Source organism: Mesorhizobium sp. WSM4810, assembly GCF_055811235.1.
In genome coordinates this window covers 80,941-107,343 of sequence record NZ_JBVVQV010000024.1, presented here as the reverse complement: position 1 = coordinate 107,343, position 26,403 = coordinate 80,941, and the positions used below count along the sequence as shown (strand labels likewise).

Below are 26,403 nucleotides of genomic sequence, written 5' to 3'. Positions count from 1 at the left end.
TCTTCGCCATTGAGCTTGACTTCGGTGCCCGACCACTTGCCGAACAGGATGCGATCGCCGGCCTTGACGTCCAGCGGGACGAGCTTGCCGGCTTCGTCGCGGGCGCCGGAACCAACGGCGATGATCTCGCCTTCCTGCGGCTTTTCCTTCGCCGTGTCGGGGATGATGATCCCGCCGGCAGTCTTGGATTCGGATTCAACCCGGCGTACGACCACGCGGTCATGAAGCGGGCGGAACTTCGACTTTGCCATTTTTTATTCCTCGGTGAGAATGGTGAGAATAGTTCCTCCGTCCGGCGGCGCCGGACAAACCTATAAGCCCGGCGGCGCCGGACCTACGCTTAGCACTCACCAATGGCGAGTGCTAACGTGGCGGTGAGATAAGCCGGTGGCTGGCGAGAGTCAAGGCGCTGAGTGAGCTGATCGACAGCCGCAGCCTGCTTCGAACTGATACTTGACTGAGTCAACTAAATGGTTGATCTTGTGCGGGCAGGAGGATGCCATGACGATTCATCATCAACCCGGCAGGGAGCGGATCGATGCGGTGCGGGGCTTCAACCGCTTCTACACCCGCCAGATCGGGTTGCTCGACGAAGGGCTGCTGAAAAGCGCCTTCTCGCTGACCGAGGCTCGGGTGCTCTATGAACTGGCGCATCGCGATGGCCTGACCGCCACCGATCTTGCGCGCGATCTCGGTCTCGACCCCGGCTATCTCAGCCGGTTGCTGAAGAAGTTCGAGGAGCGTGGCCTGGTCGAGCGCGTGGCGACGCAAGCCGATGCTCGGCGCTCGTCGATTGCGCTGACGCCGGCGGGAAGAGCGGCGTTCGCGCCGCTGAACCAGGGTTCGCACGATCAGGTCGCGGCCCTGCTCGACCGGCTCGCCGCACCGGAACAGGACAGGCTGGTCAAGGCGATGCAGACGGTGCAGCGCCTGCTGGGCGAGAGTGCAGAGCCCAGGGTCCCTTACATGCTGCGGTCTTTGCAGGTCGGCGACATCGGCTGGATCATCCATCGCCAGGGCCTGCTCTATGCGCAGGAATATGGCTGGGACGAAACTTATGAGGCGCTGGTCGCCGAAATCCTCGGCGCTTTCGTCAAATCCTACGATCCGAAATGGGAACGCAGCTGGATCGCCGAGCGGGAAGGGGAAGTCGTCGGCTCGGTCTTCGTCGTGCGCCAGTCGGACGCGGTGGCGAAGCTGCGCCTGCTCTATGTCGAGCGCTCGGCGCGCGGTCTCGGCATCGGCAGGCGGCTGGTCGAGGAATGCATCGGCTTTGCCCGTGCCAAGGGCTACAAGAAATTGACGCTGTGGACCAACGACGTGCTCACTTCAGCGCGCCGCATCTACGAGGCGGCCGGGTTCAAGCTGGCCAATCAGGAGCGCCACCATGCCTTCGGCAAGGATCTGGTCGGCCAGAACTGGAACCTGGAGTTGTAGCGTCTTTCCACTCTCCCCTTGTGGGACAAGGGGAGAAGGCAAGATAAGGCGGAGCGCCTCGACACTAGTCTCCAACACAAGTTGAAAACTGGCCCTTCCTCACCCTTTGACCGGTATCCAGATTTCCAGCCCGCCATTGCCGCTGCGCGGATCGAATTCGGGGCCGTAGCGCTCGAATTCGGGCGCGTCGGCAATCTTGTGCCCGGAGGCCGGCAGCCATTTGTTCCAGATCGTGTTGACCGTGCGGCGGATGGTCGAGATGTGGTCGCGATGGGCGAACACGGCGTATTTCTGCGCCGGCACGCGTACGCGCGAAAACTCCTTCGGCAGGTCCGAGAAATCGGACACCTCGACGCCGGCGATATAGTCGAATTGCCTGCATCGTCGCCGTTGACGCAGACGCCATAGGCGACGTCGCCGACCTCGCCTGGAATGTTGCCGACATAGGGGCCGAACCTTTGCCATTGCATCGGGATGCCGGCGCTGGTTTCGCAACTGTAGCGCTCGCCAAGACCGGCGATGAGGAACGGCCGGCTGGTTTCGAAACGCGGCGGCTCGAGATTGGTGAGGAAGGACTGGTCCATCAGGATCGGCTCCACGAGATCGACGTTTTTGAGTGAGCCTTGCGCGCGCACCAGTTCCGGCGTGGTGCCGAACTGGTCGCGGAAGGCGCGGGTGAAAGCCTCATGCGAGGCATAGCCGGCCTCGAGCGCGACCGAGAGGATGTCCGGTGCGCCGGCGGCGAGCCTGCGCGCCGCCTCGGTCAGGCGGCGAGAACGCAGGTAGCCCATCACCGAACGGCCGGTCGCCGCGCCGAAAGCCCGCGTCACGTGAAAGCGCGACACGCCGCTGCTTTTGGCGATATCGTCGAGCGAGATGGCTTCCGGCAGATGGCTTTCGACGAACCACAGCGCTCTCTCGGTCGGGTTCATATGGCTCCTTGCTGTGGGACTGTGCATTTGGCCGGCTCATAGTGCCGCGTCCTGATGGAGGCAGTTTGATCGAAATTGCGCACCGCGCAAAGCGACGCTGGTCGGCAAGTCGAACGCGTCGGGCGAAGGGCTTGACAGGAGCAGGCGTTGTCTTTTAATTAGTAACGTTATTACATTACGAAATTCAGTATCCTCTCTGACAAGACCATTGCTCGCGGGGCACTCCGAACCCCGGAAGCTTATTGCGCTGGGATTGGCGGAAAACTAGGGTGGCTGACTGATGGTCCCCAAGCCGAAAGGCGAGGGGTGAAAAGGGAACACGGTGAGACCTTCGGATCGAGGCCGTGGCTGCCCCCGCAACTGTAAGCGGCGAGCAAAATCCGAAAATGCCACTGGCCGGCAAGGCTGGGAAGGCAGGATGGCGCAAGGACCCGCGAGCCAGGAGACCTGCCATCGCACGAGTTGACCGGACGGGGTGTGCCGGGAGGAGACGTGGACATCGGTCTTGTCGGCCGGTCCAGCTTCCTTCCGTCGCCATTGAGAAAGTGACGGTAAGTTGGACGCCTGCCAGCCTCTTCTTGAAGCGCGTGAACTGAGCGCCACGGCGAATGGCCAGCGACTGGTCAGTGCGGTCAGCCTTTCGGTCGCGGCGGGAGACCGCCTCGCCATCATCGGTCCCAACGGCGCCGGCAAGACGACGCTGCTGCGCATGCTATGCGGCACGCTGCGTCCGAGCGCGGGAGATGTGAGATTTTCCGGACGCCGGCTGGAGACATTTTCGGCCGCCGAGCGGGCGCTGCACATGGCGGTCGTCGGCCAGACCGATCAACCCGATCCGCGGCTTGCCGTGATCGACTACGTCGGACTTGGGCGGGTCCCGCATGCCGGCTTGCGACGCAGGAGCGAGCAACGCGACGTTGTCGTCGAAGCGCTTCGCAGAACCCGCCTGCTGCCGCTGCTCGGCCGCACGATCGGCTCGCTGTCGGGTGGTGAGCGGCAACGCGCCCAGCTGGCGCGCGCCATCGCCCAGGAGCCGAAAATCCTGTTCCTCGATGAACCGACCAATCATCTCGATCCGCGCGCCCGCAGCGAACTTCTCGAACTCGTATCGCAGCTTGGCATGACCGTCGTGGCGGTGCTGCATGATCTGTCGCTGGTCACGCCATTTGCCACCAGGGTCGCGGTGATGAACGAGGCCCGCCTGCAGGCACTCGCCGGTCCGCGCGAGGCGCTGACCAAGCAGTTGATCCGCGAGATTTTCGGCGTCGAGGTGCTTCGGCTGCGCCATCCCACCGAAGACCGCGAACTCACGGTGTTCGAAGTCCCGAACCGTGCCTCTTCTGATCTAACCAAGGAGCAACACCCGTGAAACGCCTCGCACTGTCTTTTGCCTCTCTGCTGCTTGCCCAGGCCGCCTTCGCTTTCCCGGTAACAGTCGACAGCTGCGGCACAACGCTGACGTTCGACGCCGCGCCGAAGCGCGCCGTCATCCAGGATATGAACATGGCCGAGATGGCCTTCGCGCTGGGGCTGCAACCGTCGATCGTCGGCCTGACCGGCATCACCGGATGGTACAAGGTCGGTCCGGAATTCAAGGCCGGGCAGGGCGCGATCCCGGAACTCGCGCCGAAATACCCGACGCTCGAAAACCTGGTCGCGGTCGAGCCCGATTTCTTCTTCGCCGGCTGGTATTACGGCATGAAGCCGGGCGGCGAGGTAACGCCCGATACGCTGGCGCCGCACGGCGTCAAGACGCTGGTGCTGACGGAAAGCTGCGTCCATCTCGACAACAACCGCCCCGCCGCCTCGATGGACCTGCTCTACGGCGACATCGAAAAGCTGGGCAGGATTTTCGGCAAGGAGGCCGAGGCGAAAAAACTCGTTTCAGGCTGGAAAGCGCAACTCGCCGATATCACGGCAAAGGTCGGCGACCGCGAGCGGACGCGGGTGTTTCTCTACGACTCCGGCGAAGACAAACCCTTCACATCAGGCAAGTTCGCGATCCCCAGCGCCATGATCGCCGCTGCCGGCGGCGACAACATCATGGCCGACATGCAGACGAGCTGGGGCAATACGGACTGGGAAACGGTCGCTTCCCGCAATCCGCAGTTCCTGATCCTGCTCGACTACCAGGACGGCGGCGGTTACAGGAAACTGCTCGACTTCCTCAAAGTCCATCCGGCAATGAAGGAGACCGATGCGGTCAGGAACGAGCGCTTCGTCGCGCTGCGCTATGCCGAATTGACCCCCGGACCCGCCAACATCGAGGCGATCGGCAAGATCGCCAGCGCGATGCACCCGGAAGCCTTCTGAGCTTGCGCCACAGGGCGTTCGAATTGGCCATGGCAGCAGGAGCGGCAGCAATCGCCGCTCTTGCTCTGCTGTCGATCGCCTATGGATCGACAGTCATAGCGTTGAGCGACGTGATTGCTGCGCTCGGACATGCGGCCGGGCTGGACGGAGACCTCGTGCCCGGCTCGGTCGCCAATATCCCGGTCGCCAAGATCCCGGTTGCCAAGATTGTCGTCGATCTCAGGCTGCCGCGCACGATCATGGCGATCTGTGTCGGCGCCGGGCTGGGCGTCATCGGCGCGCTGCTGCAGACGGTAACCCGAAACGACCTCGCCGATCCGTTCCTGTTCGGCCTGTCCTCCGGTGCGGCGGCGGGTGCTGTTTCCGTCATCACCATTTTTGGCGACCGTTTCGGCATCTGGACGTTGCCGGTTGCCGCCTTCACCGGCGGCATATTGGCCGCCGGCATCGTGCTTTTGCTGGTTACGCGGGTGAGGGGGCAAGGCCCCGAACGGCTGATACTGGCCGGGCTTGCCGTCTCTTTCATGTTCATCGCCCTGACCAACTATCTCGTCTTCGCCGGAGACCAACGCGCCGCTCACTCGGTGTTGTTCTGGACGATGGGCGGGCTCGGCCTGGCGCGATGGGACAATGTCGGGCTGGCTGCTCTTGGCGCGGGCACCATTCTTGCCTATGGCCTGTGGAACCATCGCAAGCTCGACGCCTTCCTGGCCGGCGAGAATGCTGCCGAAAGCCTCGGCGTGCCGGTTGTGCGGATGCGCAGGGCGGCGTTTCTCGTCGCTGCCTTCTCGACGGCGATCCTGGTCTCGGTCGCAGGTGTCATCGGTTTCGTCGGGCTGATGATCCCGCATCTGTCCCGGCCCCTGGCCGGCCCGTTGCATCTGCGCCTGATTGCAAGCTGCGCCCTCTTCGGAGCGGTGCTGCTGCTGGCAAGCGACCTTCTGGCGCGCACGCTGCTGCCGCCGCAGGAACTGCCGATCGGCATCATCACCAGTTCGGTCGGCGCTTTCTTCGTGGTCACCATGCTCATTCGCAATCGTTCATGATGGGCTGCCATGCACACTTGCCGGCTTCTGGCACAATGCCGAGTCTTTGGACTGACCTCTGGGACCGGCGCAGCGCGCCGAACCGCCCGTCGAGATTTTCACCGGCAGGATCGGCCATCATGTGCGATGGGCCTGCACGAGATTGGCTCCACCTTCTCCCCTTGTGGGCCCCCTTGTGGGCCCCCTTGTGGGAGAAGGTGGCCGCGAAGCGGCCGGATGAGGGGTGCTCCAGCTTGGAACCGACAGCGCTCCGGCCAGCACCCTCAACCGTCTCGGCGCTGCGCGCCGATCCACCTTCTCCCACAAGGGGAGAAGGCAAGAACTGCGCCATGCCCCGGCATCGACCCGGTTCACATGCCATTAGTATATCTGGACCACTATGCGGTCGCTTAGCTTGCAGCGAGCTTTCCTTGCTTTGCGCCAGGCGCCGAACCGGAGGAACTGTGTTTGGTCACGAAATCATCGAGGCAAGCCGCCCAGGCGCCCGAATCGACCGAGCTTGCCACGCTGGCGAAACTGGCGGGCTCCTCGTACGAGACGCTCGAGCGCGAACTCAGGGCTACGATCGCAACACTCGAGCAACAGGCGCTGCGATTCGAGACGGCGATCGACAACATCTCGCAAGGCATCTGCTTTTTCGACGCCGCTGAACGGCTGATCCTGTGCAACCGCCGCTATGCGGAAATTTACCGCATCGCGCCCGAACACTTGCGCCCCGGCCGGACGCTGGGCGAAATCGTCGAACGCCGCATCGCTGCCGGGACATCCGCGATGGCCAGCGACGCTTATCTCGCATTCGCCCGAGCGGTCAATTCGGGCACGACCCTGAGAAACTGGACCGCCAATCTCACCGACGGCCGGACAATTCAGATCTGCCATCAGCCGATGCCTGACGGCGGATGGGTGGCCACGCATGAGGACATAACGGAACTCACCGCCAATCGCCTGATCGTCGACGAGCGCATCTCGCTGCAAACGCTGATCGACTGGGTGCCCGACTACCTGTGGGTGAAGGACACCGAAAGCCGCTTCGTCGTCGCCAACAGGGCCATTGCTTCCGACAGCGGCAAGGCCAAAACCAGTGACATGATCGGTTTGACCGATTCCGATCTTCATGCCCCCGACCTTGCGCAGAAGTTTCGCGCCATCGAGCAAGGCGTGCTGCGCAGCGGACAGCCGATGATCGATGAGGAAGAGTTCGTTGTCGATGCGTCAGGCGCCGGCAAATGGTTTTCGTCGACGAAGGTGCCGTTGCGCAATGTTCAAAACGATATCTTCGGTCTGGTCGGCATCGCCCACGACATCACCGCCCGCAAGCAAGCGGACACCCTTCGAGACGGGCAGGCGCAGATACTGGAAATGATCGCGACGAGCGCCCCGCTTGAAGATGTGCTCGACTGCCTCATGCGCCTCGCCGAGTCTCAGTTGACTGGGATATTCGGTTCCGTCCTGTTGCTCGACAAGGATGGCAGCCACTTGCGGCACGGCGCCGCGCCGAGCTTGGCAAAGGCCTATACGAGCGCCATCGACGGGATCGCCGTCGGCCCCAAAATGGGATCCTGCGGAACCGCTGCCTACCGGCGCGAGCCAGTCATTGTCGCGGACATCATGCACGACCCGCTTTGGCACGATCACTGCGAATTGGCGGCGGCCTATGGCTACCGTTCGTGCTGGTCGACCCCGATCCTGTCGCACCAGGGCGCTGTGCTGGGCGCCTTTGCCATGTACTCGATGACCGTGCGCGAGCCGACCGCGGCCGAGACCCGGCTCATCGATTTCACGACGCGTATTGCCGGGATCGCCATCGAGCGCAAGCTGGCCGAAGATCGGATCCACTTCATGGCCAACCATGATGTGCTGACCGGACTGCCCAATCGCGCTCTGCTCGAGGACCGGCTTTCGCAGGCGATCCTCTACGCGCAGCGATACGATCGCTGGGTGACGGTGGTGTTCATCGATCTGGACAATTTCAAACTCGTCAATGACACGCTTGGCCACAATGCCGGGGACGAGCTGTTGAAGACCGTAGCCGGCCGTATCGTCGAGCGCGTAAGGGCGACCGATACGGTCGTGCGGCTTGGTGGCGACGAATTCGTCGTCGTTCTGTTCGATCAACCGACGAATGTCGATCTCATCTCCGAGACCCTGCAAACAATTCGGGCGGCGATTGCAGAGCCGGTTCAGCTCGGAGCACATCGGCTGAGGGCGACGGCCAGTATCGGCATCGCCAGCTACCCTAAGGATGGGACCAACCCCGACACGCTGCTGGCCAATGCCGATGCGGCCATGTATCGCGCCAAGGAATTCGGCCGCGACAATTTCCAGTTCTACGCTCCCGAATTCAACACCAGAGCGCATGAGAAATTCGTGCTTCAGGAGGACTTGCGTAACGCCCTGGCCCGTTCGGAATTCGCGCTGTTTTATCAGCCGCAGGTCGACCTTCGGTCGGGCCTCGTCTTTGCCGTCGAAGCGTTGCTTCGCTGGAACCATCCGACGCGGGGCATGATGGCACCGAACGCCTTCATTCCGACGGCCGAGGAGACAAGTCTGATCGTGCCGATCGGCGATTGGGTCCTGCACGAGGCCTGTCGGCAGAACAAGGCATGGCAGGATGCCGGCCTGCCGCCGATGACCGTCTGCGTGAATGTGTCGACGCGGCAATTCAGGGAAAAGAACCTGATCGGCCGCGTCGCCGATGCCCTGAAAGTCAGCGGTCTGGAGGCCAGATATCTCGAGCTGGAGGTGACCGAAAGCCTGATCATGCAGGATATCGACCTGGCGGTCGCAACGATGAACCAACTGCAAAACCTGGGCGTTCAGATCTCGATCGACGATTTCGGAACAGGCTACTCCAGCCTCAGTGCGCTCAAGACCTTTCCAGTGGCGCGGCTGAAAATCGACAAGTCGTTCATCAACGATATCGCTGCTGACGAAAACGACCAGGCTGTCGCCAGCGCCGTAATATCATTGGGTCAAAATTTGAATCTGAGGGTCATTGCCGAGGGCGTCGAGACGGACGATCAGGTGGCCTTCTTGCGCAAGAACAACTGCGATGAAATGCAGGGCTATCATTTCAGCGAGCCGGTTTCGGCCCCTGACATCGAGAAAATGCTCAGTGGCGAACCCATGGATTGACGGGTCGACCATGATCTCCTCAGCCAAGGCGGCATTGCCGCCAGCGCGGATTGCCCTGTGCCCGCGTTGCTATTTGCCCAGGACAAGGCTCCAGTAACGCCGCGAGCTGTCGCGGCCGTCCCGCACATAGGCCAGGCCGAAGCGGGTGAAGCGCGGGTCGAGCATGTTGCGGCGGTGGCCGGCCGAATGCATCCAGATGTCGAACAGCTTCTGCTGATCGAAACGGCCCTCGGCGATGTTTTCGGCGGCAGCACCGGCAATGCCGTTGCCCTTGACGCGCAAAGCAAATCCCTTGCCCCAGCCGGTCGAGTGGGTCATGCGGCCGCCGCGCGCCATATAGCCGGACTGCTGCAGGGCTGCCTGTTCGAGCTGACGGTCGGGAACAAGCGGTTCGAGGCCGGCTGAGGCGCGGATGCCCGCCAGCGTGCCGACGGCGGAGGCGGAGACCCCGGCGCCTTCGCCGGTGGGCAGCACAGTGGCGCAAGCGGCAAGCCCGGCCAGTGCGGCAAGGCCGGCAGCTCTAAGCAGCATTCGCCTGTTTGGCGTCGGGCGCATTTCGTCAGAGCGGGGTTCTAGGGATGGTTGATTGGCGGTGTCGGTGAGCGTCATGCCTGCCTGACATAGCGGCAATAGTGGCTTTTGCCGGGCAGGCGTTCAGAAATCTCGTTCGCTGCCGCCTTAGCCGTCCGCGAACCCCGCTGATGCGCGCTGCGGCGCGATATTCTCCAAGCTTGCCGCCCAACCACCCCGGTAGCCGCATTGCTCAAGGGCGCTCCTGGCGGCTATCTGGCAGACACCTGGCTGATCCCGGTATCGATCCAGGCACGCGTCTGTTCCAGAACTTCATCCGAAAGCGCGGGATCGTCGATAGCCCGGGCGAGGATCACTGCCCCCACCATCGCTGCCCAGCATCCGATCGCTGTGCGGCGTCTGTCTGCCGGATCCAACTCCGGCAGCGTCTTGCCGATACGGTCGATCTGCGAGCGAAGGCCTTCGGTCATGGCCGAGCGTGCAGCCGGGGTCTGATGGCGGATGTCCGCAACAAGGCCCGCTGTCGGGCAACCACCGGCGGCATTGTCGCGATGCCGGGGCGAAAGATAGGCATCTGCATAGGCGCGAAGGTCGCCCCCTCCGCTTGAGTCTGCGGCGATGACATGGGCAAGGGTTTGGGCGATCAGGTCGTCCTTCGAGCTGAAATGGCCATAGAAGCCGCCATGGGTGAGCCCAGCGGCTTTCATCACCTCCGCCACGCTGACCGCGTCGAACCCCTTGTCGCGAAACAGCCGGCTGGCAACATCCAGAATTCGGCGGCGGTTCTCCGCCATCTGTTCCCGACTGACCTTCATTTCAAAATCCTCCGCCGGCGCCGTTGACATTTACATGATGGGTATCATATTTACCTGCATTCATGATGATCGTCATGAATATAGAGTCCATCAGCGAAAAGAGCAATGCCATGACCATTCCGTCAGTCCTCATAACCGGCGCCTCCACCGGCATCGGAGCCGCCTATGCCGAGCGCTTTGCGCGCCGCGGGCACGACCTCGTGCTGGTTGCCCGTGACAACGCACGAATGGAGGCCTTGGCGGCCCGTCTAAGTCAGGAAAACGGCGTGGCGATCGATATCATCCAGGCGGATCTTACGCAGCCTGCCGAGCTTGCAGCGGTGGAGACGAGGCTGCGCGAGGACGCCAGCATCGGAATTCTCCTCAACAATGCCGGAACGGCCATCGGCGGAAGTTTTATCGAGCAGAGCACCGATGACGTAGCGCGGCTGGTTGCGCTCAATACGACCGCGCTTCTGCGGCTTGCCAGCGCCATTGCCCCGCGTCTTGCGGCGGCCGGCGAAGGTGCGATCGTCAACATCGGCTCCGTGGTCGGCCTGGCGCCGGAGTTCGGCATGACGGTCTACGGCGCAACAAAAGCCTTCGTGCTGTTTTTGTCGCAGGGACTCAGCCTCGAGCTCGCGCCGAAGGGTGTCTACGTCCAGGCCGTGCTTCCCGCCACGACGCGAACGGAGATCTGGGGACATGTCGGCGCCGACGTCAACACGCTTTCCAACGTGATGGAGGTCGACGATCTGGTGGATGCGGCGCTGGTCGGCTTCGACCGCCGCGAGCTGGTGACCATCCCGCCGCTACCTGATGCCGGGCAGTGGGACGCGCTTCAGGCCGCACGCCAGGCCATGCTTCCGAACTATCGGAACGAACATCCCGCCGAGCGGTACCGCACGGTCGCCTGAGCACCAACGATCCCGTTTCGATAGACGACCCGCCGCGGCGGGGACAAACAAAGGTGACCTATGACAAGCACAACGCTGTTTGAGCCCTATACTCTCGGCTCGCTGACCCTCTCCAATCGTATCGTCATGGCGCCGCTGACGCGCAATCGCGCTGGCCCGGGCTTCGTTCCAGGCGATCTCGCCGCGCAGTACTACGGCCAGCGCGCGTCGGCCGGCCTGCTGATTTCCGAGGCCACGCAGATCTCGCAGCAGGGACAGGGCTACCAGGACACGCCCGGCATCTACACCCAGGCGCAGATCGGCGGCTGGCGCAAGGTCACGACCGCCGTGCACGCCAAGGGCGGGCGGATTTTCCTGCAGCTCTGGCATGTCGGTCGCGTCTCGCACGTCGATCTGCAGGAGAACGGCGCCGCCCCCGTCGCGCCCTCGGCGATCCGGGCCGCGACCAAGACCTTCGTCGGCAACGGCTTTGTCGACGTTTCGGAGCCCCGCGCACTCGAACTGGATGAATTGCCGGGCATCGTGGAGGATTTCCGCAAAGCAGCTGCGAACGCCATCGAGGCCGGCTTCGATGGCGTCGAGATTCACGGCGCCAACGGCTATCTGCTGGACCAATTCGCCAAGGACGGCGCGAACCTCCGCACGGATGCTTATGGCGGATCGGTCGAGAACCGCGCCCGGCTGATGCTGGAGGTTGCGACTGCGGTGGTCGAGGAGATCGGCGCTGAGCGCACCGGCATCCGGATTTCGCCCATCTCGCCCGCCAACGGCGTCTCGAGCAGCGCTCCCCAGGCGCAGTTTGACTATATCGTCGATCAACTCGATGCTTTGGGCATCGTCTACATCCATGTCGTCGAGGGCGCCACGGGCGGATCGCGCGATGTCGCGCCGTTCGACTTCGGATCACTCCGCCGGCGCTTCAACAACACCTATATCGCCAATAACGGCTATGACCTTGAGCTCGCGGGGTCGCGGCTCGCCGAGGGCAAGGCGGATCTGTTCGCCTTCGGGCGCCCGTTCATCGCCAATCCCGACCTTGTGGAACGGCTGCAGACGCGCGCGCCGCTGGCCGTGTTCGATCAGGCGACGCTCTATGGCGGCGGCTCCGCCGGCTATACCGACTATCCCGCGATCGCCGCTTCAAGCCAGCCATGAGCCATCAGGGTGCCGCGCCCGCGCGGCCATCCCACGTCGATAGCAGCGCCGCCGCCTTCGCCGGTGGGCAGCACGGTGGCGGCAAGGCGGCCTGCCTGACATAAACGCGATCCTGGCTGGCAAATAGATCGGGCGTGGATTGTTCCAGGCCCGATCGAGATCAGCGCTCGGGCAGTTCAGGCCCTCGGTATCCCCGGCAGGGGGGCGACCAGCTCGTCGTCCTCCCCGTCTGCCTCCTCGAACAGACCGGCCCCGTCAGCATCCGTTTCCCGCGGCCGCGTCGAGACCAGATCCTTCAGAGAGCCACCGGCGCCGGCGATGCCAGCTTCCTTCAGGAGCGCGTCGATCAGAGACTTGTTGCCGGTGAACTTCAGCAGAGCGACGAGAGACTTTCGACATCTGAAGAGTCGAACTTTTTGGCCAAGGTAACAGCGGATGAGGGCACATGCCGCCTTGGGGCAGCTCAGCCATCAAGCCCTGTGACCTCAGCATCGGCTCAAAACCTCTTCAGCGCCAGAAGCCGCCAATCCGCTACCAGGCACCGCTCACCCCGGAGAGTAACCGTTCATGGCGTGCTCCTGTCTAGAGGCCGAAAGCTTCCAGTGAGAACTCGCCACTGCTTTCGTCTGCATCTTTGTCGGAGCGCATTCCTTAATTGATCTCTGTTTGGCATTCTTGTCCTTCGCGATAGCGATGATCACCTTTACCCATCCGTCGCAGTGATCGAGCGCCCACCTGAGGTTTTCCATCAACTCGTAATGGCCACGACTGGTTTTGCTATCAGTCCAAATAGGCCCGCGTTCATAAACAAGACGACCGTCTGGCGATTTTTTGAACTCGTCCTGCCAAAGGGTACCCGCAACGGTCTTGGTCCCCTCATTTCGAGCCGACCAACTCCACTGCACGTTAACCGGAGCTGTACCGAAATGCGCAAAGGCCGCAGTGTGCGTGTATTTCTTCGGCATGTGTCTCTCCCACCGTCGTCGCGAGGTAAGCACCATCGCTCAGGCCCCACAAGCCCCCAGTCGACAGCCCACCAGGTATTGCGACAGGAAGCATGCCAAGCACCTGCGGTCGGTTGTCGCCGAGCAATACCGCGGCATCTATAGCGTCGTATGGCGATGCCGGTTGGTCCAATCGCGGTCCGGTGGCCGGTTTCCGAGGTTCGCGCCGAGGTGAAGCAATGGGCGGACACATCGGAGGATAGGGGCTTCTGCGAATGGCCGCTTCAACCAAATGCCCACCCCATAGCGTCGGTCGGCATTCGGCCCATTGCGGACACCACTCGACTGGTCGTCTCCGGCGCTCCCTCCGGTATCCGGCCCGGACGGCAGATCCCACCCAAAGCGGTTGTCGAGCCTCGGGAAGCAATCGCCAAATTTCCCCCACTGCTTACTCCGCCGCCACCAGCCTTGGCGCCGATGAGACCCGGCCGGCCCGATCGTCCTCGGTATCTTCCCACCAGTCGCCCAAGGCGTCGATGAGCGGCACAAGCTTGAGACCCGCTGCCGTGAGATCATAGTCGACGCGTAGCGGATAGCCGGCATGCGCCGTTCGCCGCACGATCCCGGTTTCCTCCAGCTTGCGCAGTTCCAGCGCCAGAATGCGGTGCGACACGGTCGGGTTGTCACGCCTCAGGTCGCTGAAGCGCTTGGTCCCGTCCTTCAGATAGTAGAGCAGCAAGGTCGGCCAGCGACCGCTGAGCACACGCATGGCCTCTTCGATCGGGCAGCTTGAGACGACATCTTTCATGGCGGACCCTGGTTACAAAATAGTGCGTAATTTACATGGGGCGACCAGCGTTTAGGGTCAAGCTTCGCTGCGCAGCGTGATCCCTGAACATGGAAGAGACAAAGAAATGGAACCTATCCTCCTTTACGGCGTCCCGGCGGGAAGTTCGATGGGGCTCGTCGCTGCTTTTGAACGCCTCGGACAGCCCTACCGCCTGTGCCGCGTCGACATGCTCACCGAAATGAAGAACGACGCCTATGCCCGCATCAACGGCCGTCAGGAAACGCCGGTGATGATCACCGACGAAGGCAGAGTCCTCACCGAGACCATGGCGATTGCCGCTTGGCTCGAAGCCCGCGACACGCAACGTCGCATCAGCTTCGACCCGCGCTCGCCGGAAGCCGACCGGATGCATCAGCTGACGGCTTTCGTGAATACCGGTTTCACCGCCGCTTTCACCCCGCTCTGGGCTGCCTATGAAATGGAATCGGCCGAACCGGCCCTGCTGGCGACCTTGCGTGACTTCGGCCGCCAGGCCGTTGCCGAACGCCACGACCGGCTTGAGGCGATGATCGGCGACACCGACTTTCTGGTCGGCGACCGCCTGACGCTGGCCGATACCACGCTGATCGGCGTGGCACGTTGGGCGGAGTTCCACCAGGCGGTCGACGGGGCCGCCTATCCCAGGCTGGCAGCGCTGCGCCGCCGGATCGAAAGCGATCCGGACGTGCGATACGCGCAGGCCATCGAGGACGGCGAAACGCCGGCGGGTTCGGGTGCCTGCCTTGGCCACGTTCCGCTGGCCGAGGTGATTGAACGATTTGGTGTCTAGCACACGCCAGCGGCGCGGCACGAACACGGCCTGTGCCGCGCCGCATGCTCAATCCCACCCGATTCGCGACAAGCACATCGAATTCGGCTATCATGCCATCGCTCTTGAAGTGGCAGCTACGGGCGGCCATCCTGGCGGTGGCCGCCCCCTGAATACGGGAGAATGGGTATGGCCAGCTTTCATGTCATGTCGGACGCGCGTGGGATGCACCTGCAGCCCAGGGTGCGCCGCATCACCACGGCGGACCTGATCGATGTGCTGCGGCTCGGCGTCGAGGATTTTTGGGCAAAGCCATCGCATTACGTCTTCCTGTGCCTGATCTATCCGGTGGTCGGATTGATCCTGGCGCAGTGGACGACATCCGGCGCCTACGCCATCCAGCTGCTTTACCCGCTGATGTCCGGCTTCGCCCTGCTTGGACCGTTCGCCGCGATCGGCCTGTACGAGATCAGCCGCCGCCGCGAGCTCGGCATGGACACGTCCTGGTGGCACGCGCTCGAGGTGCGCCACTCGCCAGCGCTGCCGGCGATCGCGGTCATCGGCATCATGCTGGTGGCACTGTTCCTGCTCTGGCTGTTCACCGCGCAATCGATCTACTCCAGCCTGTTCGGCGCTCAGCCGCCGGCCTCGATCGGTGGCTTTGTGCGCGAGGTGCTGACAACGCCCAAAGGCTGGACGCTGATCCTGCTCGGCAATGCGGCCGGCTTCGTCTTCGCCGCGATTGTGCTGGCGACGACCGTCGTCGCTTTCCCGCTGCTGCTCGACCGTGATGTCGGCGCGGTCTCGGCGATCGAGACCTCGGCACGGGCGGTGATGACAAACCCGCTGCAGATGGCGCTGTGGGGCCTGATGGTCGCCGTGCTGCTGGTCATCGGCTCGATCCCGCTGTTTGCCGGGCTCGCCGTCGTCATGCCCGTGCTTGGCCATGCGACCTGGCATCTCTATCGCAGGCTGGTCGAACCGGAGCGGGCGCAGCCGGACCGGCGGCCGATGTAGGCTGAAGCGGCGTTAACAGCGGAAGAATGCAGCGGCCCAAACAAAGCTGTTCGGTCGCGATCCTTCGCCCCCCTCTGTCCTGCCGTGTTTGCCACAACTTGGCATCTCCTCACGAGGGGGAGATCGGCAGCTTGTGCGCCTCGCCTCTTCTGCGGCGTTGGAGTTTAGCGAAAGCCGTGGCGACATCCGATCTCCCCCCTTGTGGGGGAGATGTCCGGCAGGACAGAGGGGGGCGCTGTTCCGCCAGCCTATCATTTCCGGGCGCTTGCGCCCCCTTCAGCCGACGATGCGCAGGTTCGACAATTCGTTGGCGATTTCCCTGAAATTGTCCGACAGCGTCGCCCCGGTCGCGTTCCAGAACAGCTTGGCCGGCTTGGTCGGATCGGTGGGATCCTTGCGGAAGCGCGAGTCCGAGGAGCAGGCCTTCAGCGCGTCGAGTGCTTTCTTGTCGCCGGCATCGGTGGTCGACAGGTCGAGCGCAACGGTCATGACGAGAACGTTCGAATTCTTCGCGTTGCCGCAAAGGGTCTGCATCTGCTCGTCCAGCGCGGCGGTGTAGTTGGCGCCGGTGTAGGTCGTCTTGCCGATGTCGGTGCTTGTGTTCATGAACAGGCGCGTCACGCTTCCAGACCCCGGATAAGTCAGGCCGGTGTAACCGTAGGCGGCGTAGGTCGACCTGTTATTGGCATAGCCGCTATCGCTGACGGCGCTGTAGGTATTGGCGCCGTCGGTCAGCACGATGACCACCTTGTCGTTGCCTCTTTCAGCGTTCGGCCGGCCCTCGGTGAAAGGTTCGTTGCTCGACACCGTCCGCCAGCCCCAGGCAAGGCCTTCCGGCACGTTGGTGTTGCCGTTCGGCGCCATGGCGTCGATGGCGTTGTCGATCTCCTCTTTCTGGGCAAGCTGGGTCACGTCTTTGAGCGGTGTGATCGGGTTGGTCGTGCAGGACGAATTCGGGCCGTCGCCCGAGGTCGCCGACTTCGAGCCGTAAGGCTTGACCAGGAAATATTTGCGCATGTCCGACTGCCGCTGCGAAGCGGTTGGGCTGTCGGTGAAAGGCCAGTCGGCCCACCAGTTGTTGCCGTAACCATAGTTCAGATAGATCACGTCGTTAGCGCCGTCGCGGTTGAAATCGAGCCAGAGCGTGCCGGCCTCGTCGGGCGCAAACATCGGCACGAACAGCGTGGCAGGTGTGGCGGTATCAGGCGTCGTGTCGTCGTTGTTATACGGGTGCGGCCTCGCCTCCACGCAACCCTGCCAACTCGCATAGCGGCTGGTGGTGTAGATATATTCCGGGGTGGTCCAGTGGCCCGCTGCTGCAGTTACCTTTCTTGTTATAGGTGTCGCAGATATACTGTTTCGTGTTAGGCACTTCTTCGCGGCCGGACTCGACGGTGATGTCGGCGTAGAGGCTGAAGCGGGTCAGTGGCTGATCCTCGGTGTCGCCCCAGCCGGTGCCGCGTTTGTACCAGACGCCGTTGAGCTTCTCGGCGTATCTGTCCGGATCGTTGGCGGCGGTCATCTTCGTCCAGTCGAAATCCTCATGCTGGATCGGGGAGATGCCATCCTGGTCCATCCAGCTGTCCTGGTCATGGGTGGGACCGACATTGACCGAAGCAGCGAACGGCACCAGGGAGAACTGCACCGGTTTGCTGACCTGCTTCATCTGCTGTGCCTGCAGCGCCAGCGTATCGACAAGCTGTTTGGCGGCAGTCTTCAGCAGGTCTATTCGCCTCGCGCCGGTGCCGGAACCGAGCTCGTTCATCGAGCCGGGATTGTCGAGCACCAGAGCGACTTCCAGCGTGTTCTTGAGACGGATTTCCGAGCAATCCGTGAAAGTTGTAGCGCCGCTGGTGGTCCCGCCGCCCAGCAGCATGGCGGCGGCCGGCAGAAATAGGGGTGATAGGTAAGGGCGCTGCAGAGCTTCAACGTGCCGCCACCCGCATTGCTGTTGGGCAGGGTGACGGTAAGCGACGTGTTGGCCGGATCGACGGGGCCGAGATTGGTTTCGAAGAAAGTCTTGGCGTAGGCCCTGGCGGCGTCGTCGGTTGCGCCGGAGACGACCTGCTGAGCCGTGGCGAGGCCGGCGGCGTCCAAAGCGTTCAACGTGGCGTGCTTCTGGCGCAGCAGTTCCGAGTAATCGACGCTGAGCGCCACTCCGCCCATCAGTGGCACCATCGTGATGACCGTCATCAGCGTATAGTTACCACGCCGGTCCCTACCGAATTTTCGGATCATTGTCTTCAGCCCCTCGCCAAAACCCCTAGTCGGCGAGAGATGCCATCAATCCTTAAATTTCAGATTGCTGAAAAACACCCAAGATCGGCTTGCTTTTTCAAGGCTCGTTAACCACGCCGCCGATGCCGGCATTGCTGCGCGCGGCTGGACCGGCCGCCGAAGCCTTCAGAATGGGGAAGTCTCGGCAAGAGCGGCTTGCGCGCTTGCCTTCGTCAGTGCCAAGGCAATCCTGAAACCAGGGCAATCCTGAAAAATGTGAAAGCTGGTGACAGGGTCAAGTGCTTCGGTTAATGCGAACCTGCCGCGGTGGACCCCTGCCGCGGCGGACGTCGGCGGCGACGCTCGCAACCATCATGATTTGGGAAACGATATGGCGGACTCGCCCGATATCATCGGCTCGCTCGCGGATTTGTCGGGAGCCTATTGTGCCATCCTGTGCGACGTCTGGGGTGTGGTCCACAATGGCGAACGGCATTTTCCGGCCGCGGCTCTGGCGCTGGGCACCGCGCGCGAGGCGAAGATACCTGTCGTGCTGATCACCAATTCGCCGCGGCGCAGCGCCGATGTGGTGGCGCAGATGAATGCGATCGGCGTTCCCTCTGCGGCCTATGACCGCGTCGTCACCTCCGGTGACGTGACCCGCGACCTGATCATGGAGGGGCCGCGAAAGATCTTCCACATTGGCGCCGATCGCGATTTCACGCTCTATGACGGGCTTGATGTCGAGCTGGTCGAGGAGTTCGAGGCGTCCGGCGTGGTCTGCACCGGGCTGTTCGACGACGAGGTCGAGAAGCCGGAGGACTACGCCGATCTTCTGCGGCGGCTGCGCGCCAGGAACCTGCCCTTCATCTGCGCCAATCCCGATATCGTGGTCGAGCGCGGCGAGCGGATGATCTGGTGCGCCGGGGCCCTGGCCCGCGACTATGCCCAACTCGGCGGGCGCACGCTGATCGCCGGAAAACCTTATGCCCCGGTCTATGACGTCGCGATGAAGGAGATCGCCGACCTGCTCGGCCGCCCGGTCGAGCGCTCGGACGTACTGGCTATCGGCGACGGCATGATGACCGACATCAAGGGTGCTGCCGACAATGGCTTCGACGTGCTCTACGTGTCGGGCGGCATCCATGCCCGCGACTACGGCGATCCGCTACAACCGGATCCGGCCAGGCTGATCGCCTTTCTGGAAAGGCACGGCTACCGGCCGGTCGCGGTCATTCCGAGACTGCAGTAGGCTCGCTCGATGATGGAAGCCTCGAAATGACGCAAGCCCCGAAATGACGGAAGCCTTCGAACGCGTTTCTGCCATCTCGCCGCTGCCGGCCCATTTGCGGGGTGGCGTGGTGGCGATCGGCAATTTCGACGGCGTCCACCGCGGCCACCAGGCCGTGCTCGAACGCGCGCTGGCCGAGGGTCGCCGGCGCGGCGCGCCGGCGCTGGTGCTGACCTTCGAGCCGCATCCGAGAAAGGTGTTCCGGCCCGAGATACCGCTGTTCGTGCTGACACCGCCGCCGATGAAGGCAATGCTGCTGTCGCATCTGGGCTTTGCCGCACTCGTCGAGCAGCCGTTCACGCGCGCCTTCGCCGCACTGTCGGCGGAAGCGTTCGTGACCGATGTGCTCGACAGCAATCTCGGCATCATCCACGCCGTGACCGGCTTCGACTTCCACTTCGGCAAGGACAGGCAAGGCGGACCGGCCTATCTGATGGCGGCTGGCGAACGCCACGGCTTCGGCGTCACCCTGGTTGACGCCTTTCGCGACGAAGGCGCCGAGGTGGTGTCGTCGAGCCGAATCCGGGCGCTGCTGTGCGAAGGGGCGGTGGCCGAGGCCGCCGGCCTGCTCGGCTACCGCTTCACGGTCGAGAGCGAGGTGATCGGCGGCCAGCAGCTTGGCCGGACGCTCGGCTTTCCAACCGCCAATATGAGGCTTTCGCCGGAAGCCACTCTGAAGGAAGGGATTTACGCCGTCCGCTTCCGCCGCGCCGACGGCACGCTTCATGATGGTGTTGCCAGCTTCGGCCGCCGCCCGACCGTCGACGACAACGGCGCGCCGCTTCTGGAAACCTACGTCTTCGACTTCTCCGGCGATCTCTACGGCGAGCTATGCGCGGTGTCCTTCTTCGGTTTCCTGCGCGCCGAGGTGAAGTTCGACGGGCTCGACGCGCTAGTCGCGCAGATGAAACGCGACGAGGCCGAGGCGAGGGCGCTGCTTGCCGGCGTCAGCCCGCTGTCCGAGCTCGACACGGCCATTGCTTTTTGAGCGAATTCGCCAGGCCGATCGCAGCGTCGCCTGACATTTGTCGTCACTTGGCATCTTGCCAATTTGGCGGGTATCGCCGAGGGTCATGCCCGTCCAGCGAGCAGCTTGCGCTGGATGCACGCCAAAAAAGTGAGTTAGCGTGTCGAGTTTAAATCAAAGTTTACTGAACCGGCGCCATGGCTCTTTGCAGGCAGGTTGTTCCCGCCGGTGTTTCGCGCGTATGGAGTGACGATGCGTTTTATCAAGGTATATCAGGTGGTCTTGGCCACCTTCCTGCTGGGCGCGCCCGGTGCCGCCGAAGCCGCCGATGGCGCCTTGGGCTGGCTGTCCGGCGACTGGTATCTGACAGTCGGCGCCACCGGCCTGGTCGCCCCCGATTTCGAAGGCAGCAAGAACTATATACTCAGCGCCCAGCCGATCATCTCGCTCGGCAAGGCCGGTCCTGCGGCCCGCTTCACTTCGCGCAACGACAACATCTCGCTGGGGTTGATCGACGAAGGCGGCTTCCGCGCCGGCCTGGCCGGAAAAATCCTGTTTTCGCGCGATGGCGACGACGCCGACGAACTGAGAGGCCTCGACCCGGTGCGCTGGGGCGGCGAGGCCGGCGGCTTCTTCGAATTCTATCCTTTGGACTGGTTGCGCGCCCGCGCCGAATTGCGGCACGGCATTCGCGCCCATAACGGCTTCGTCGCCGACATCGCCGCCGACGCATTCCACGATGTGACGCCGGAGGTCAGGATCTCGGGCGGGCCGCGCGTTTCGTTCGCCTCGTCGGATTATTTCGACGCCTATTACGGCGTCGACGCCGGGGAAGCCATAGCGTCGGGCCTCAGCCGGTACCGACCGGACGGTGGCGTGAAGTCGGCGGGCCTCGGCGGCGCGGTGACGTGGAAAGTGACCGAGCCGATGACGGCCAGCCTGTTCGCCGAATATTCGCGGCTGATGGGCCCGGCGGCCGATTCCAGCCTGGTCAAGGAGCGCGGCTCAAGGGATCAGTTCACGATCGGCGTGTCGACGACCTATCGCTTCGATTTCTCGATGTGATGTCGCAGGTTGTGTATTGCGCGCAGCCGCATGGCTCAGGCGACTATGCCGTAGGCGATGCGGTTGAGTTCGTCTTCCACAAGCGTGGCACCTGCTTCCGATTGCAGGAGATCGATGGGCACTTGGTTGAGCACCCGACTTGGCTTGCGCAGCCACCGCTGCGCCTTTTCATGGTTGCCGAAAACGCGATCCGCCATCGCTGAAATGCGTTCAAGTCGCAGAGCGCGGCCGGACTCGGCAATCGTCAGGGTCACATTTCGTTCCTTCCGGTGCGCTAAACTGTGAAATACAACCGTAGATGTTGGTCTTCCAATACCATCTGCCGACAAACATAGGCGCAATTGGTAAACGCTCCTAGGGTAAGCATCAGAGTTCGGGCTTTTCAATGGGGCCGGCCTCGTCTAAAAGCCCGGTCATGACGCAGTTTCCTCGCGCGCTCGCGATTGCGATACGAATTACAAGCCCGGTGTTCCGGGCGGCCTGAGCGCCGCCGGAGCCGCCGGGAATTTTGCGCGCGGCCTCTCGCGCTTTTTCCAGATCATGATAGTTCAACGCCCGGGCTCTTTGCCGGGCAATGCATATGGCAGACCAATGACCGATACGCCGATGACCGACACTGTTGAAACGATCGACTATTCCAAGACGCTTTATCTGCCGCAGACGGATTTTCCGATGCGCGCCGGCTTGCCCGAGAAGGAGCCGCTGCTGGTCAAGCGCTGGCAGGACATGGAGCTTTACCGCAAGCTGCGCGAAAACGCCGCCGGCCGCGAAAAATACGTGCTGCACGACGGCCCGCCCTACGCCAACGGCAGCATCCATATCGGACATGCGCTGAACAAGATCCTCAAGGACGTCATCACCCGCTCGTTCCAGATGCGCGGCTACGACTCGAACTACGTGCCCGGCTGGGATTGCCACGGCCTGCCGATCGAATGGAAGATCGAGGAGCAATACCGCGCCAAGGGCAAGAACAAGGACGAGGTGCCGGTCAACGAGTTCCGCAAGGAATGCCGCGAGTTCGCCGCACACTGGATCAAGGTGCAGGGCGGCGAGTTCCAGAGGCTCGGCGTCGTCGGCGACTTCGACAATCCCTATACGACGATGGCGTTCCATGCCGAGGCGCGCATCGCCGGCGAGCTGTTGAAATTCGCCATGTCGGGCCAACTGTATCGCGGCTCCAAGCCGGTGATGTGGAGCGTTGTCGAGCGCACCGCGCTGGCCGAGGCCGAGGTCGAGTACCAGGACTACGAGAGCGATACGATCTGGGCGAAGTTTCCGGTCGTCAGCCTCGCTCGTCAGGTCACCAACGTCGAAGATGGGCAGCCAGCCTTGGATCCGAGGCTGACGCAGACGTCACTGGACTTGCTGGAGGCCGATGTCGTTATCTGGACGACCACGCCATGGACCATCCCCGGCAACCGTGCCGTCAACTATTCGCCACGCATCAATTATGGCCTCTACGAGGTCACTGCGGCCGAGAATGCTTTCGGCCCGCAGCCTGGCGAAAGGCTGATCTTTGCCGAAGCGCTGGCGGAAGAGGCTGCGACCAAAGCCAAGGTGACGATAGACCGCCTCCGTAGCATTTCGGCCGAAGAGCTTGGAAGCCTTACGCTTTCTCATCCCTTCAAAGGTTTGAATGGCGGCTATGAATTCGACGTCCCAATGCTCGCCGGCGAGCATGTCACCGACGAAGCCGGTACCGGTTTCGTCCACACGGCGCCGGGCCATGGCCGCGAGGATTTTGACGCCTGGATGGATGCAGCTTCGGATCTTCGCCAGCGCGGCATCGACACAGCGATCCCGTTCACCGTCGACGATGCCGGCTTCTTCACCAAGGATGCGCCAGGCTTCGGCGCGGACCGCGAGGGCGGTGCGACGCGCGTCATCGACGACAACGGCAAGAAGGGCAATGCCAACCAGGCGGTCATCGACGAGCTGATCAAGCGCAATGCGCTGTTCGCGCGCGGGCGGCTGAAGCATTCCTATCCGCATTCGTGGCGGTCGAAGAAGCCGATCATCTTCCGCAACACGCCGCAATGGTTCGTCTTTATGGACAAGGAGCTCGGCGACGGGACGACACTGCGCAGCCGTGCCCTGAAGGCGATCGACGACACCCGCTTCGTGCCGGCCGCCGGCCAGAACCGCATCCGCGCCATGATCGAGGAGCGCCCCGATTGGGTGCTGTCGCGCCAGCGCGCCTGGGGCGTGCCGATCGCCGTCTTCGCCGATGCCGACGGCAACGTCCTGCGCGACGAGGCGGTCAACCAGCGCATCATCGTCGCCTTCGAGAAGGAAGGCGCGGACGCCTGGTTTGCGGCCGGCGCCAAGGAGCGTTTCCTCGGCAATCACGATGCCTCGAAATGGCAGCAGGTGATGGACATCCTCGACGTCTGGTTCGATTCCGGCTCGACCCATGTCTTCACCCTGGAGGATCGTCCGGATCTGAAATGGCCGGCCGACGTCTATCTCGAAGGTTCCGACCAGCATCGCGGCTGGTTCCACTCCTCGCTGCTCGAAAGCTGCGGCACCAGGGGCAGGGCGCCTTACGACACCGTCGTCACCCATGGTTTCACCATGGACGAGGAGGGGCGGAAAATGTCGAAGTCGCTCGGCAATACCGTCGTGCCGCAAGACGTCATCAAACAGTCGGGCGCCGATATCCTGCGGCTATGGGTGGTGACCACCGACTACTGGGAAGACCAGCGGCTCGGCAAGAACGTGCTGCAGACCAACATCGACGCCTACCGCAAGCTGCGCAACACCATCCGCTGGATGCTGGGCACGCTTGCCCATGACGATGGCGAGGACGTGCCGCTGGACAAGATGCCGGAGCTGGAGCGGCTGATGCTGCACCGGCTCGCCGAACTCGATGAAGTCGTGCGGGCGGGCTACGACGCCTTCGAGTTCAAGCGCATCACCCGCACGCTGCTCGACTTCATGGTGGTCGAGCTGTCGGCCTTCTATTTCGACATCCGCAAGGACGCGCTCTACTGCGAGGCGCCGTCCAGCGTGAAGCGCAAGGCGTCCGTGCAGGTGGTGCGCCATCTGTTCGACTGCCTGGTGAAATGGCTGGCGCCGATGCTGCCCTTCACCATGGAGGAGGCCTGGCTCGACCGTCATCCGGACGCCGTCTCGGTGCATCTCGACCAGTTTCCGCCAATCCCGGCCGACTGGAAGAACGAGGCGCTGGCGGAAAAATGGCGCAAGGTGCGGCAGGTTCGCCGTGTCGTCACCGGCGCGCTGGAGATTGCGCGCGCCCAGAAGGTCATCGGCTCGTCGCTGGAAGCGGTGCCGGTCGTCACGCTCGATGATGCGGCGCTCGAAGCGGCGATATCAGATGTCGACATGGCCGAAATGGCGATCACCAGCGATCTGGTCATTGCGCATGGCAACGCGCCTTCTGGCGCCTTCACGCTGGACGACGTCAAGGGCGTCGCCGTGGTGGTCGAGAAGGCCGAGGACCGGGGCCTTCTCAAATGCGCGCGCTCATGGCGCTACACGGCCGATGTCGGGCAGGACAAGGAATTCCCCGACGTTTCGGCGCGGGACGCAGCGGTGCTGCATGAATTGAAGGCGCTTGGTCGACTTTAATGCATGTCGCCCAAAAGCATGCCCCCGGGCCTGACCCGGGGGTGTGTAGCGGTTTTGGGATAACGACAGGCACAAGACCATATCGGTGCACAAATGCCACGGCAGGCGATTGATCGGCCCCCACTCGTTGCCCTTAACGAGTGGTTGAGATAAACACGCGAAACTCCGGACGACAAATTGTCGCCGGATTTCCGTCGGAAGAGCATGGGCGATGGGGACCGGACCTTTGGCCGGTGGCGATCGAGAGGCTGTCTAGAGTGGGACTTTTTGGCATGACCGAAAGAACTTGCGCGCGCGTTGCGCTGCTGGCGCCGCTTGTCGTGTCCGGCCTGGCCCTGTCCGGCTGCATGGGCTCGCCGACCTACGGGACCGACAAGACCGCCTCCGCCCAGCTTGCCGGCGATCTCACCAGCGCTTTTTCAGTCATGCCGAAGAACAAGGAAAAGATCGACTACAAGCCGCGCCCCGAATTGGTGAAGCCGGCGCCGGGCCAGAAGCAACTGCCGCCGCCGCAGGACAGCGCCACGGCAAGCGCCGATTGGCCGGAATCGCCCGAGCAGCGCCGCGCTCGCCTGCGCGCCGAGGCCACGCTCAACCAGGACGATCCGTCCTACCAGGCGCAGATCGTCGATGACGTCCAGACGGATCCAACCGCGATCAAGGCTGCGATGAAGGACTCGGGTTCCAGTCATCCGCCGGCCTGGAAGCCGGCGGATTCGGACAAGGGCCGCGCCGCCGAAGTCAAGCGCCGCCTTGCCGAACAAAAGCAGGGCGACCCGAACACCCGCCGATATCTGAGCGAGCCGCCGGTGCAGTATCGCGCCGCTTCCGCCACCGCGCCGGTCGATGACCTCGGCGAGGACGAGTACAAGAAAGCACGCCGCCTCAAGCGGGAAGCGGCCGCCAAGAACAAGAGCGGCGGCATGTTCGACTGGCTGCCGTGGTAAGCTGCCGGCGCTAAGAAATCCTGCGACGTTAGGGTTCGCGTCGCTCCCTGAAAAAATCCTTCAGCAGCAGGGCTGCGTCGCTCTCGGCCATGCCTGGATAGATGTCCGGTGCATGGTGGCAGGTCGGTGAGGCGAAGAAGCGCACGCCGTTGACCACAGCGCCGCCCTTCTCGTCGGCGGCGCCGAAATAAAGCCGGCGCAGCCTGGCGAAGGAAATGGCGCCGGCGCACATGGCGCAGGGCTCCAGCGTCACATAGAGATCGTGGCCGGTGAGCCGCTCGCTTGACAGCTTGCGGCAGGCTTCGCGGATCGCCAGCATCTCGGCATGGGCGGTAGGGTCGGCAAGCTCGCGGGTGCGGTTGCCGGCACTGGCAACGACCGTATCGCCGCTGGCGATGACCGCGCCGACCGGCACTTCGCCGCGCAGGACGGCGGCTTCGGCCTCCTTCAGTGCCAGCGCCATGAAATCCGGCCGCTTCAAGCGGTTTCCATTCCGATTATCTCCT

Annotated in this window: 25 protein-coding genes, 1 pseudogene and 1 riboswitch; of the genes and pseudogenes, 14 read left to right on the top strand and 12 right to left on the bottom strand. The window is 63.1% G+C overall.

What is annotated here, in order from left to right:
• The coding region (locus AC0L3O_RS27380) for a co-chaperone GroES (protein ID WP_473512915.1) at positions 1–251 on the bottom strand (251 nt) is incomplete at its 3' end.
• A gap of 250 nt (positions 252–501) precedes the next feature.
• Here AC0L3O_RS27380 and AC0L3O_RS27375 point away from each other — a divergent pair.
• The gene (locus AC0L3O_RS27375; protein WP_473617139.1) at positions 502–1,437 is read left to right on the top strand and encodes a bifunctional helix-turn-helix transcriptional regulator/GNAT family N-acetyltransferase; all 936 of its coding nucleotides are present in this window, start codon (positions 502–504) and stop codon (positions 1,435–1,437) included.
• A gap of 99 nt (positions 1,438–1,536) precedes the next feature.
• On the opposite strand, the pseudogene AC0L3O_RS27370 reads toward AC0L3O_RS27375, so the two are convergent.
• Positions 1,537–2,369: pseudogene (locus AC0L3O_RS27370) on the bottom strand (AraC family transcriptional regulator).
• 264 nt (positions 2,370–2,633) lie between these two features.
• Positions 2,634–2,838, top strand: a riboswitch (cobalamin riboswitch).
• Positions 2,839–2,925: 87 nt separating this feature from the next.
• On the opposite strand from AC0L3O_RS27370, the gene AC0L3O_RS27365 reads away from it, so the two are divergent.
• From AC0L3O_RS27365 to AC0L3O_RS27350, 4 genes are all read left to right on the top strand, one after another.
• The gene (locus AC0L3O_RS27365; protein ID WP_473617138.1) at positions 2,926–3,738 is read left to right on the top strand and encodes an ABC transporter ATP-binding protein; all 813 of its coding nucleotides are present in this window, start codon (positions 2,926–2,928) and stop codon (positions 3,736–3,738) included.
• Positions 3,735–4,682, top strand: coding sequence for an ABC transporter substrate-binding protein (locus AC0L3O_RS27360; protein WP_473617136.1), 948 nt, complete (start codon positions 3,735–3,737; stop codon positions 4,680–4,682). Before AC0L3O_RS27365 ends, AC0L3O_RS27360 begins: the two co-directional genes overlap by 4 nt.
• A 29-nt stretch (positions 4,683–4,711) precedes the next feature.
• Positions 4,712–5,728, top strand: a complete 1,017-nt coding sequence (locus tag AC0L3O_RS27355; protein ID WP_473617135.1) for a FecCD family ABC transporter permease — start codon at positions 4,712–4,714, stop codon at positions 5,726–5,728.
• A gap of 447 nt (positions 5,729–6,175) precedes the next feature.
• Positions 6,176–8,863, top strand: a complete 2,688-nt coding sequence (locus tag AC0L3O_RS27350; RefSeq protein WP_128169751.1) for an EAL domain-containing protein — start codon at positions 6,176–6,178, stop codon at positions 8,861–8,863.
• Between the two features lie 69 nt (positions 8,864–8,932).
• Here AC0L3O_RS27350 and AC0L3O_RS27345 read toward each other — a convergent pair whose 3' ends face one another.
• Positions 8,933–9,418: a CAP domain-containing protein gene (locus AC0L3O_RS27345; RefSeq protein ID WP_128169800.1), complete on the bottom strand. Its 486-nt coding sequence runs from the start codon at positions 9,416–9,418 to the stop codon at positions 8,933–8,935.
• 227 nt (positions 9,419–9,645) lie between these two features.
• Complete coding sequence (locus tag AC0L3O_RS27340) at positions 9,646–10,209, bottom strand: TetR/AcrR family transcriptional regulator (RefSeq protein WP_023802251.1); 564 nt, start codon at positions 10,207–10,209, stop codon at positions 9,646–9,648.
• Positions 10,210–10,283: 74 nt separating this feature from the next.
• On the opposite strand from AC0L3O_RS27340, the gene AC0L3O_RS27335 reads away from it, so the two are divergent.
• Positions 10,284–11,105, top strand: a complete 822-nt coding sequence (locus tag AC0L3O_RS27335; protein WP_287260902.1) for an SDR family NAD(P)-dependent oxidoreductase — start codon at positions 10,284–10,286, stop codon at positions 11,103–11,105.
• 60 nt (positions 11,106–11,165) lie between these two features.
• The gene (locus AC0L3O_RS27330; protein ID WP_128248343.1) at positions 11,166–12,260 is read left to right on the top strand and encodes an alkene reductase; all 1,095 of its coding nucleotides are present in this window, start codon (positions 11,166–11,168) and stop codon (positions 12,258–12,260) included.
• A 545-nt stretch (positions 12,261–12,805) separates the two neighbouring features.
• Here AC0L3O_RS27330 and AC0L3O_RS27325 read toward each other — a convergent pair.
• Both AC0L3O_RS27325 and AC0L3O_RS27320 read right to left on the bottom strand, forming a co-directional pair.
• The gene (locus tag AC0L3O_RS27325) at positions 12,806–13,225 is read right to left on the bottom strand and encodes a hypothetical protein (RefSeq protein ID WP_473617133.1); all 420 of its coding nucleotides are present in this window, start codon (positions 13,223–13,225) and stop codon (positions 12,806–12,808) included.
• A gap of 427 nt (positions 13,226–13,652) precedes the next feature.
• A complete protein-coding gene (locus AC0L3O_RS27320; RefSeq protein ID WP_128248345.1) occupies positions 13,653–14,012 on the bottom strand; it encodes a winged helix-turn-helix transcriptional regulator in 360 nt (119 codons plus the stop codon).
• 106 nt (positions 14,013–14,118) lie between these two features.
• Here AC0L3O_RS27320 and AC0L3O_RS27315 point away from each other — a divergent pair, with 106 nt between their 5' ends.
• Positions 14,119–14,823, top strand: coding sequence for a glutathione S-transferase family protein (locus AC0L3O_RS27315; RefSeq protein WP_128248346.1), 705 nt, complete (start codon positions 14,119–14,121; stop codon positions 14,821–14,823).
• Positions 14,824–14,991: 168 nt separating this feature from the next.
• On the top strand, positions 14,992–15,819 hold the full coding sequence (locus AC0L3O_RS27310; protein WP_128248347.1) for a DUF2189 domain-containing protein: 828 nt from the start codon (positions 14,992–14,994) through the stop codon (positions 15,817–15,819).
• A gap of 276 nt (positions 15,820–16,095) precedes the next feature.
• Here the strand turns inward: AC0L3O_RS27310 and AC0L3O_RS27305 are convergent, their stop codons facing one another.
• From AC0L3O_RS27305 to AC0L3O_RS27295, 3 genes are read right to left on the bottom strand one after another with little or no spacing between them, the layout of a single operon-like run.
• A complete protein-coding gene (locus AC0L3O_RS27305) occupies positions 16,096–17,067 on the bottom strand; it encodes a vWA domain-containing protein (protein WP_287241836.1) in 972 nt (323 codons plus the stop codon).
• Positions 17,042–17,605: a hypothetical protein gene (locus AC0L3O_RS27300; RefSeq protein ID WP_473617132.1), complete on the bottom strand. Its 564-nt coding sequence runs from the start codon at positions 17,603–17,605 to the stop codon at positions 17,042–17,044. Before AC0L3O_RS27300 ends, AC0L3O_RS27305 begins: the two co-directional genes overlap by 26 nt.
• Positions 17,581–18,057 carry a TadE/TadG family type IV pilus assembly protein gene (locus AC0L3O_RS27295; RefSeq protein WP_473617130.1) on the bottom strand — a complete coding sequence of 159 codons (477 nt, stop codon included), beginning with the start codon at positions 18,055–18,057 and terminating at the stop codon, positions 17,581–17,583. The genes AC0L3O_RS27300 and AC0L3O_RS27295 overlap by 25 nt, the downstream gene beginning before the upstream one ends.
• Before the next feature lie 370 nt (positions 18,058–18,427).
• Here AC0L3O_RS27295 and AC0L3O_RS27290 point away from each other — a divergent pair, with 370 nt between their 5' ends.
• The 3 genes from AC0L3O_RS27290 to AC0L3O_RS27280 all read left to right on the top strand — a co-directional run bounded on the left by AC0L3O_RS27290 (position 18,428) and on the right by AC0L3O_RS27280 (position 21,359).
• Complete coding sequence (locus tag AC0L3O_RS27290; RefSeq protein ID WP_023802261.1) at positions 18,428–19,288, top strand: TIGR01459 family HAD-type hydrolase; 861 nt, start codon at positions 18,428–18,430, stop codon at positions 19,286–19,288.
• Positions 19,289–19,331: 43 nt separating this feature from the next.
• Positions 19,332–20,315 carry a bifunctional riboflavin kinase/FAD synthetase gene (locus AC0L3O_RS27285; protein ID WP_473617129.1) on the top strand — a complete coding sequence of 328 codons (984 nt, stop codon included), beginning with the start codon at positions 19,332–19,334 and terminating at the stop codon, positions 20,313–20,315.
• A 231-nt stretch (positions 20,316–20,546) separates the two neighbouring features.
• Complete coding sequence (locus AC0L3O_RS27280) at positions 20,547–21,359, top strand: MipA/OmpV family protein (protein ID WP_287241839.1); 813 nt, start codon at positions 20,547–20,549, stop codon at positions 21,357–21,359.
• Between the two features lie 35 nt (positions 21,360–21,394).
• On the opposite strand, the gene AC0L3O_RS27275 is transcribed toward AC0L3O_RS27280, so the two are convergent.
• Together AC0L3O_RS27275 and AC0L3O_RS27270 are read right to left on the bottom strand one after the other, a co-directional pair.
• The gene (locus AC0L3O_RS27275) at positions 21,395–21,688 is read right to left on the bottom strand and encodes an antitoxin Xre/MbcA/ParS toxin-binding domain-containing protein (protein WP_280811185.1); all 294 of its coding nucleotides are present in this window, start codon (positions 21,686–21,688) and stop codon (positions 21,395–21,397) included.
• Between the two features lie 37 nt (positions 21,689–21,725).
• Complete coding sequence (locus AC0L3O_RS27270) at positions 21,726–21,911, bottom strand: hypothetical protein (protein ID WP_023802265.1); 186 nt, start codon at positions 21,909–21,911, stop codon at positions 21,726–21,728.
• Between the two features lie 54 nt (positions 21,912–21,965).
• On the opposite strand from AC0L3O_RS27270, the gene ileS reads away from it, so the two are divergent.
• Together ileS and AC0L3O_RS27260 are read left to right on the top strand one after the other, a co-directional pair.
• Complete coding sequence (gene ileS / locus AC0L3O_RS27265; protein WP_473480375.1) at positions 21,966–24,950, top strand: isoleucine--tRNA ligase; 2,985 nt, start codon at positions 21,966–21,968, stop codon at positions 24,948–24,950.
• A gap of 272 nt (positions 24,951–25,222) precedes the next feature.
• Positions 25,223–25,897, top strand: a complete 675-nt coding sequence (locus AC0L3O_RS27260; RefSeq protein ID WP_023802267.1) for a hypothetical protein — start codon at positions 25,223–25,225, stop codon at positions 25,895–25,897.
• Between the two features lie 28 nt (positions 25,898–25,925).
• Here the strand turns inward: AC0L3O_RS27260 and AC0L3O_RS27255 are convergent, their stop codons facing one another.
• Entirely contained in the window at positions 25,926–26,378 is a 453-nt protein-coding gene (locus tag AC0L3O_RS27255) for a nucleoside deaminase (RefSeq protein ID WP_023802268.1), read from the bottom strand.
• Positions 26,379–26,403: the final 25 nt, after the last annotated feature.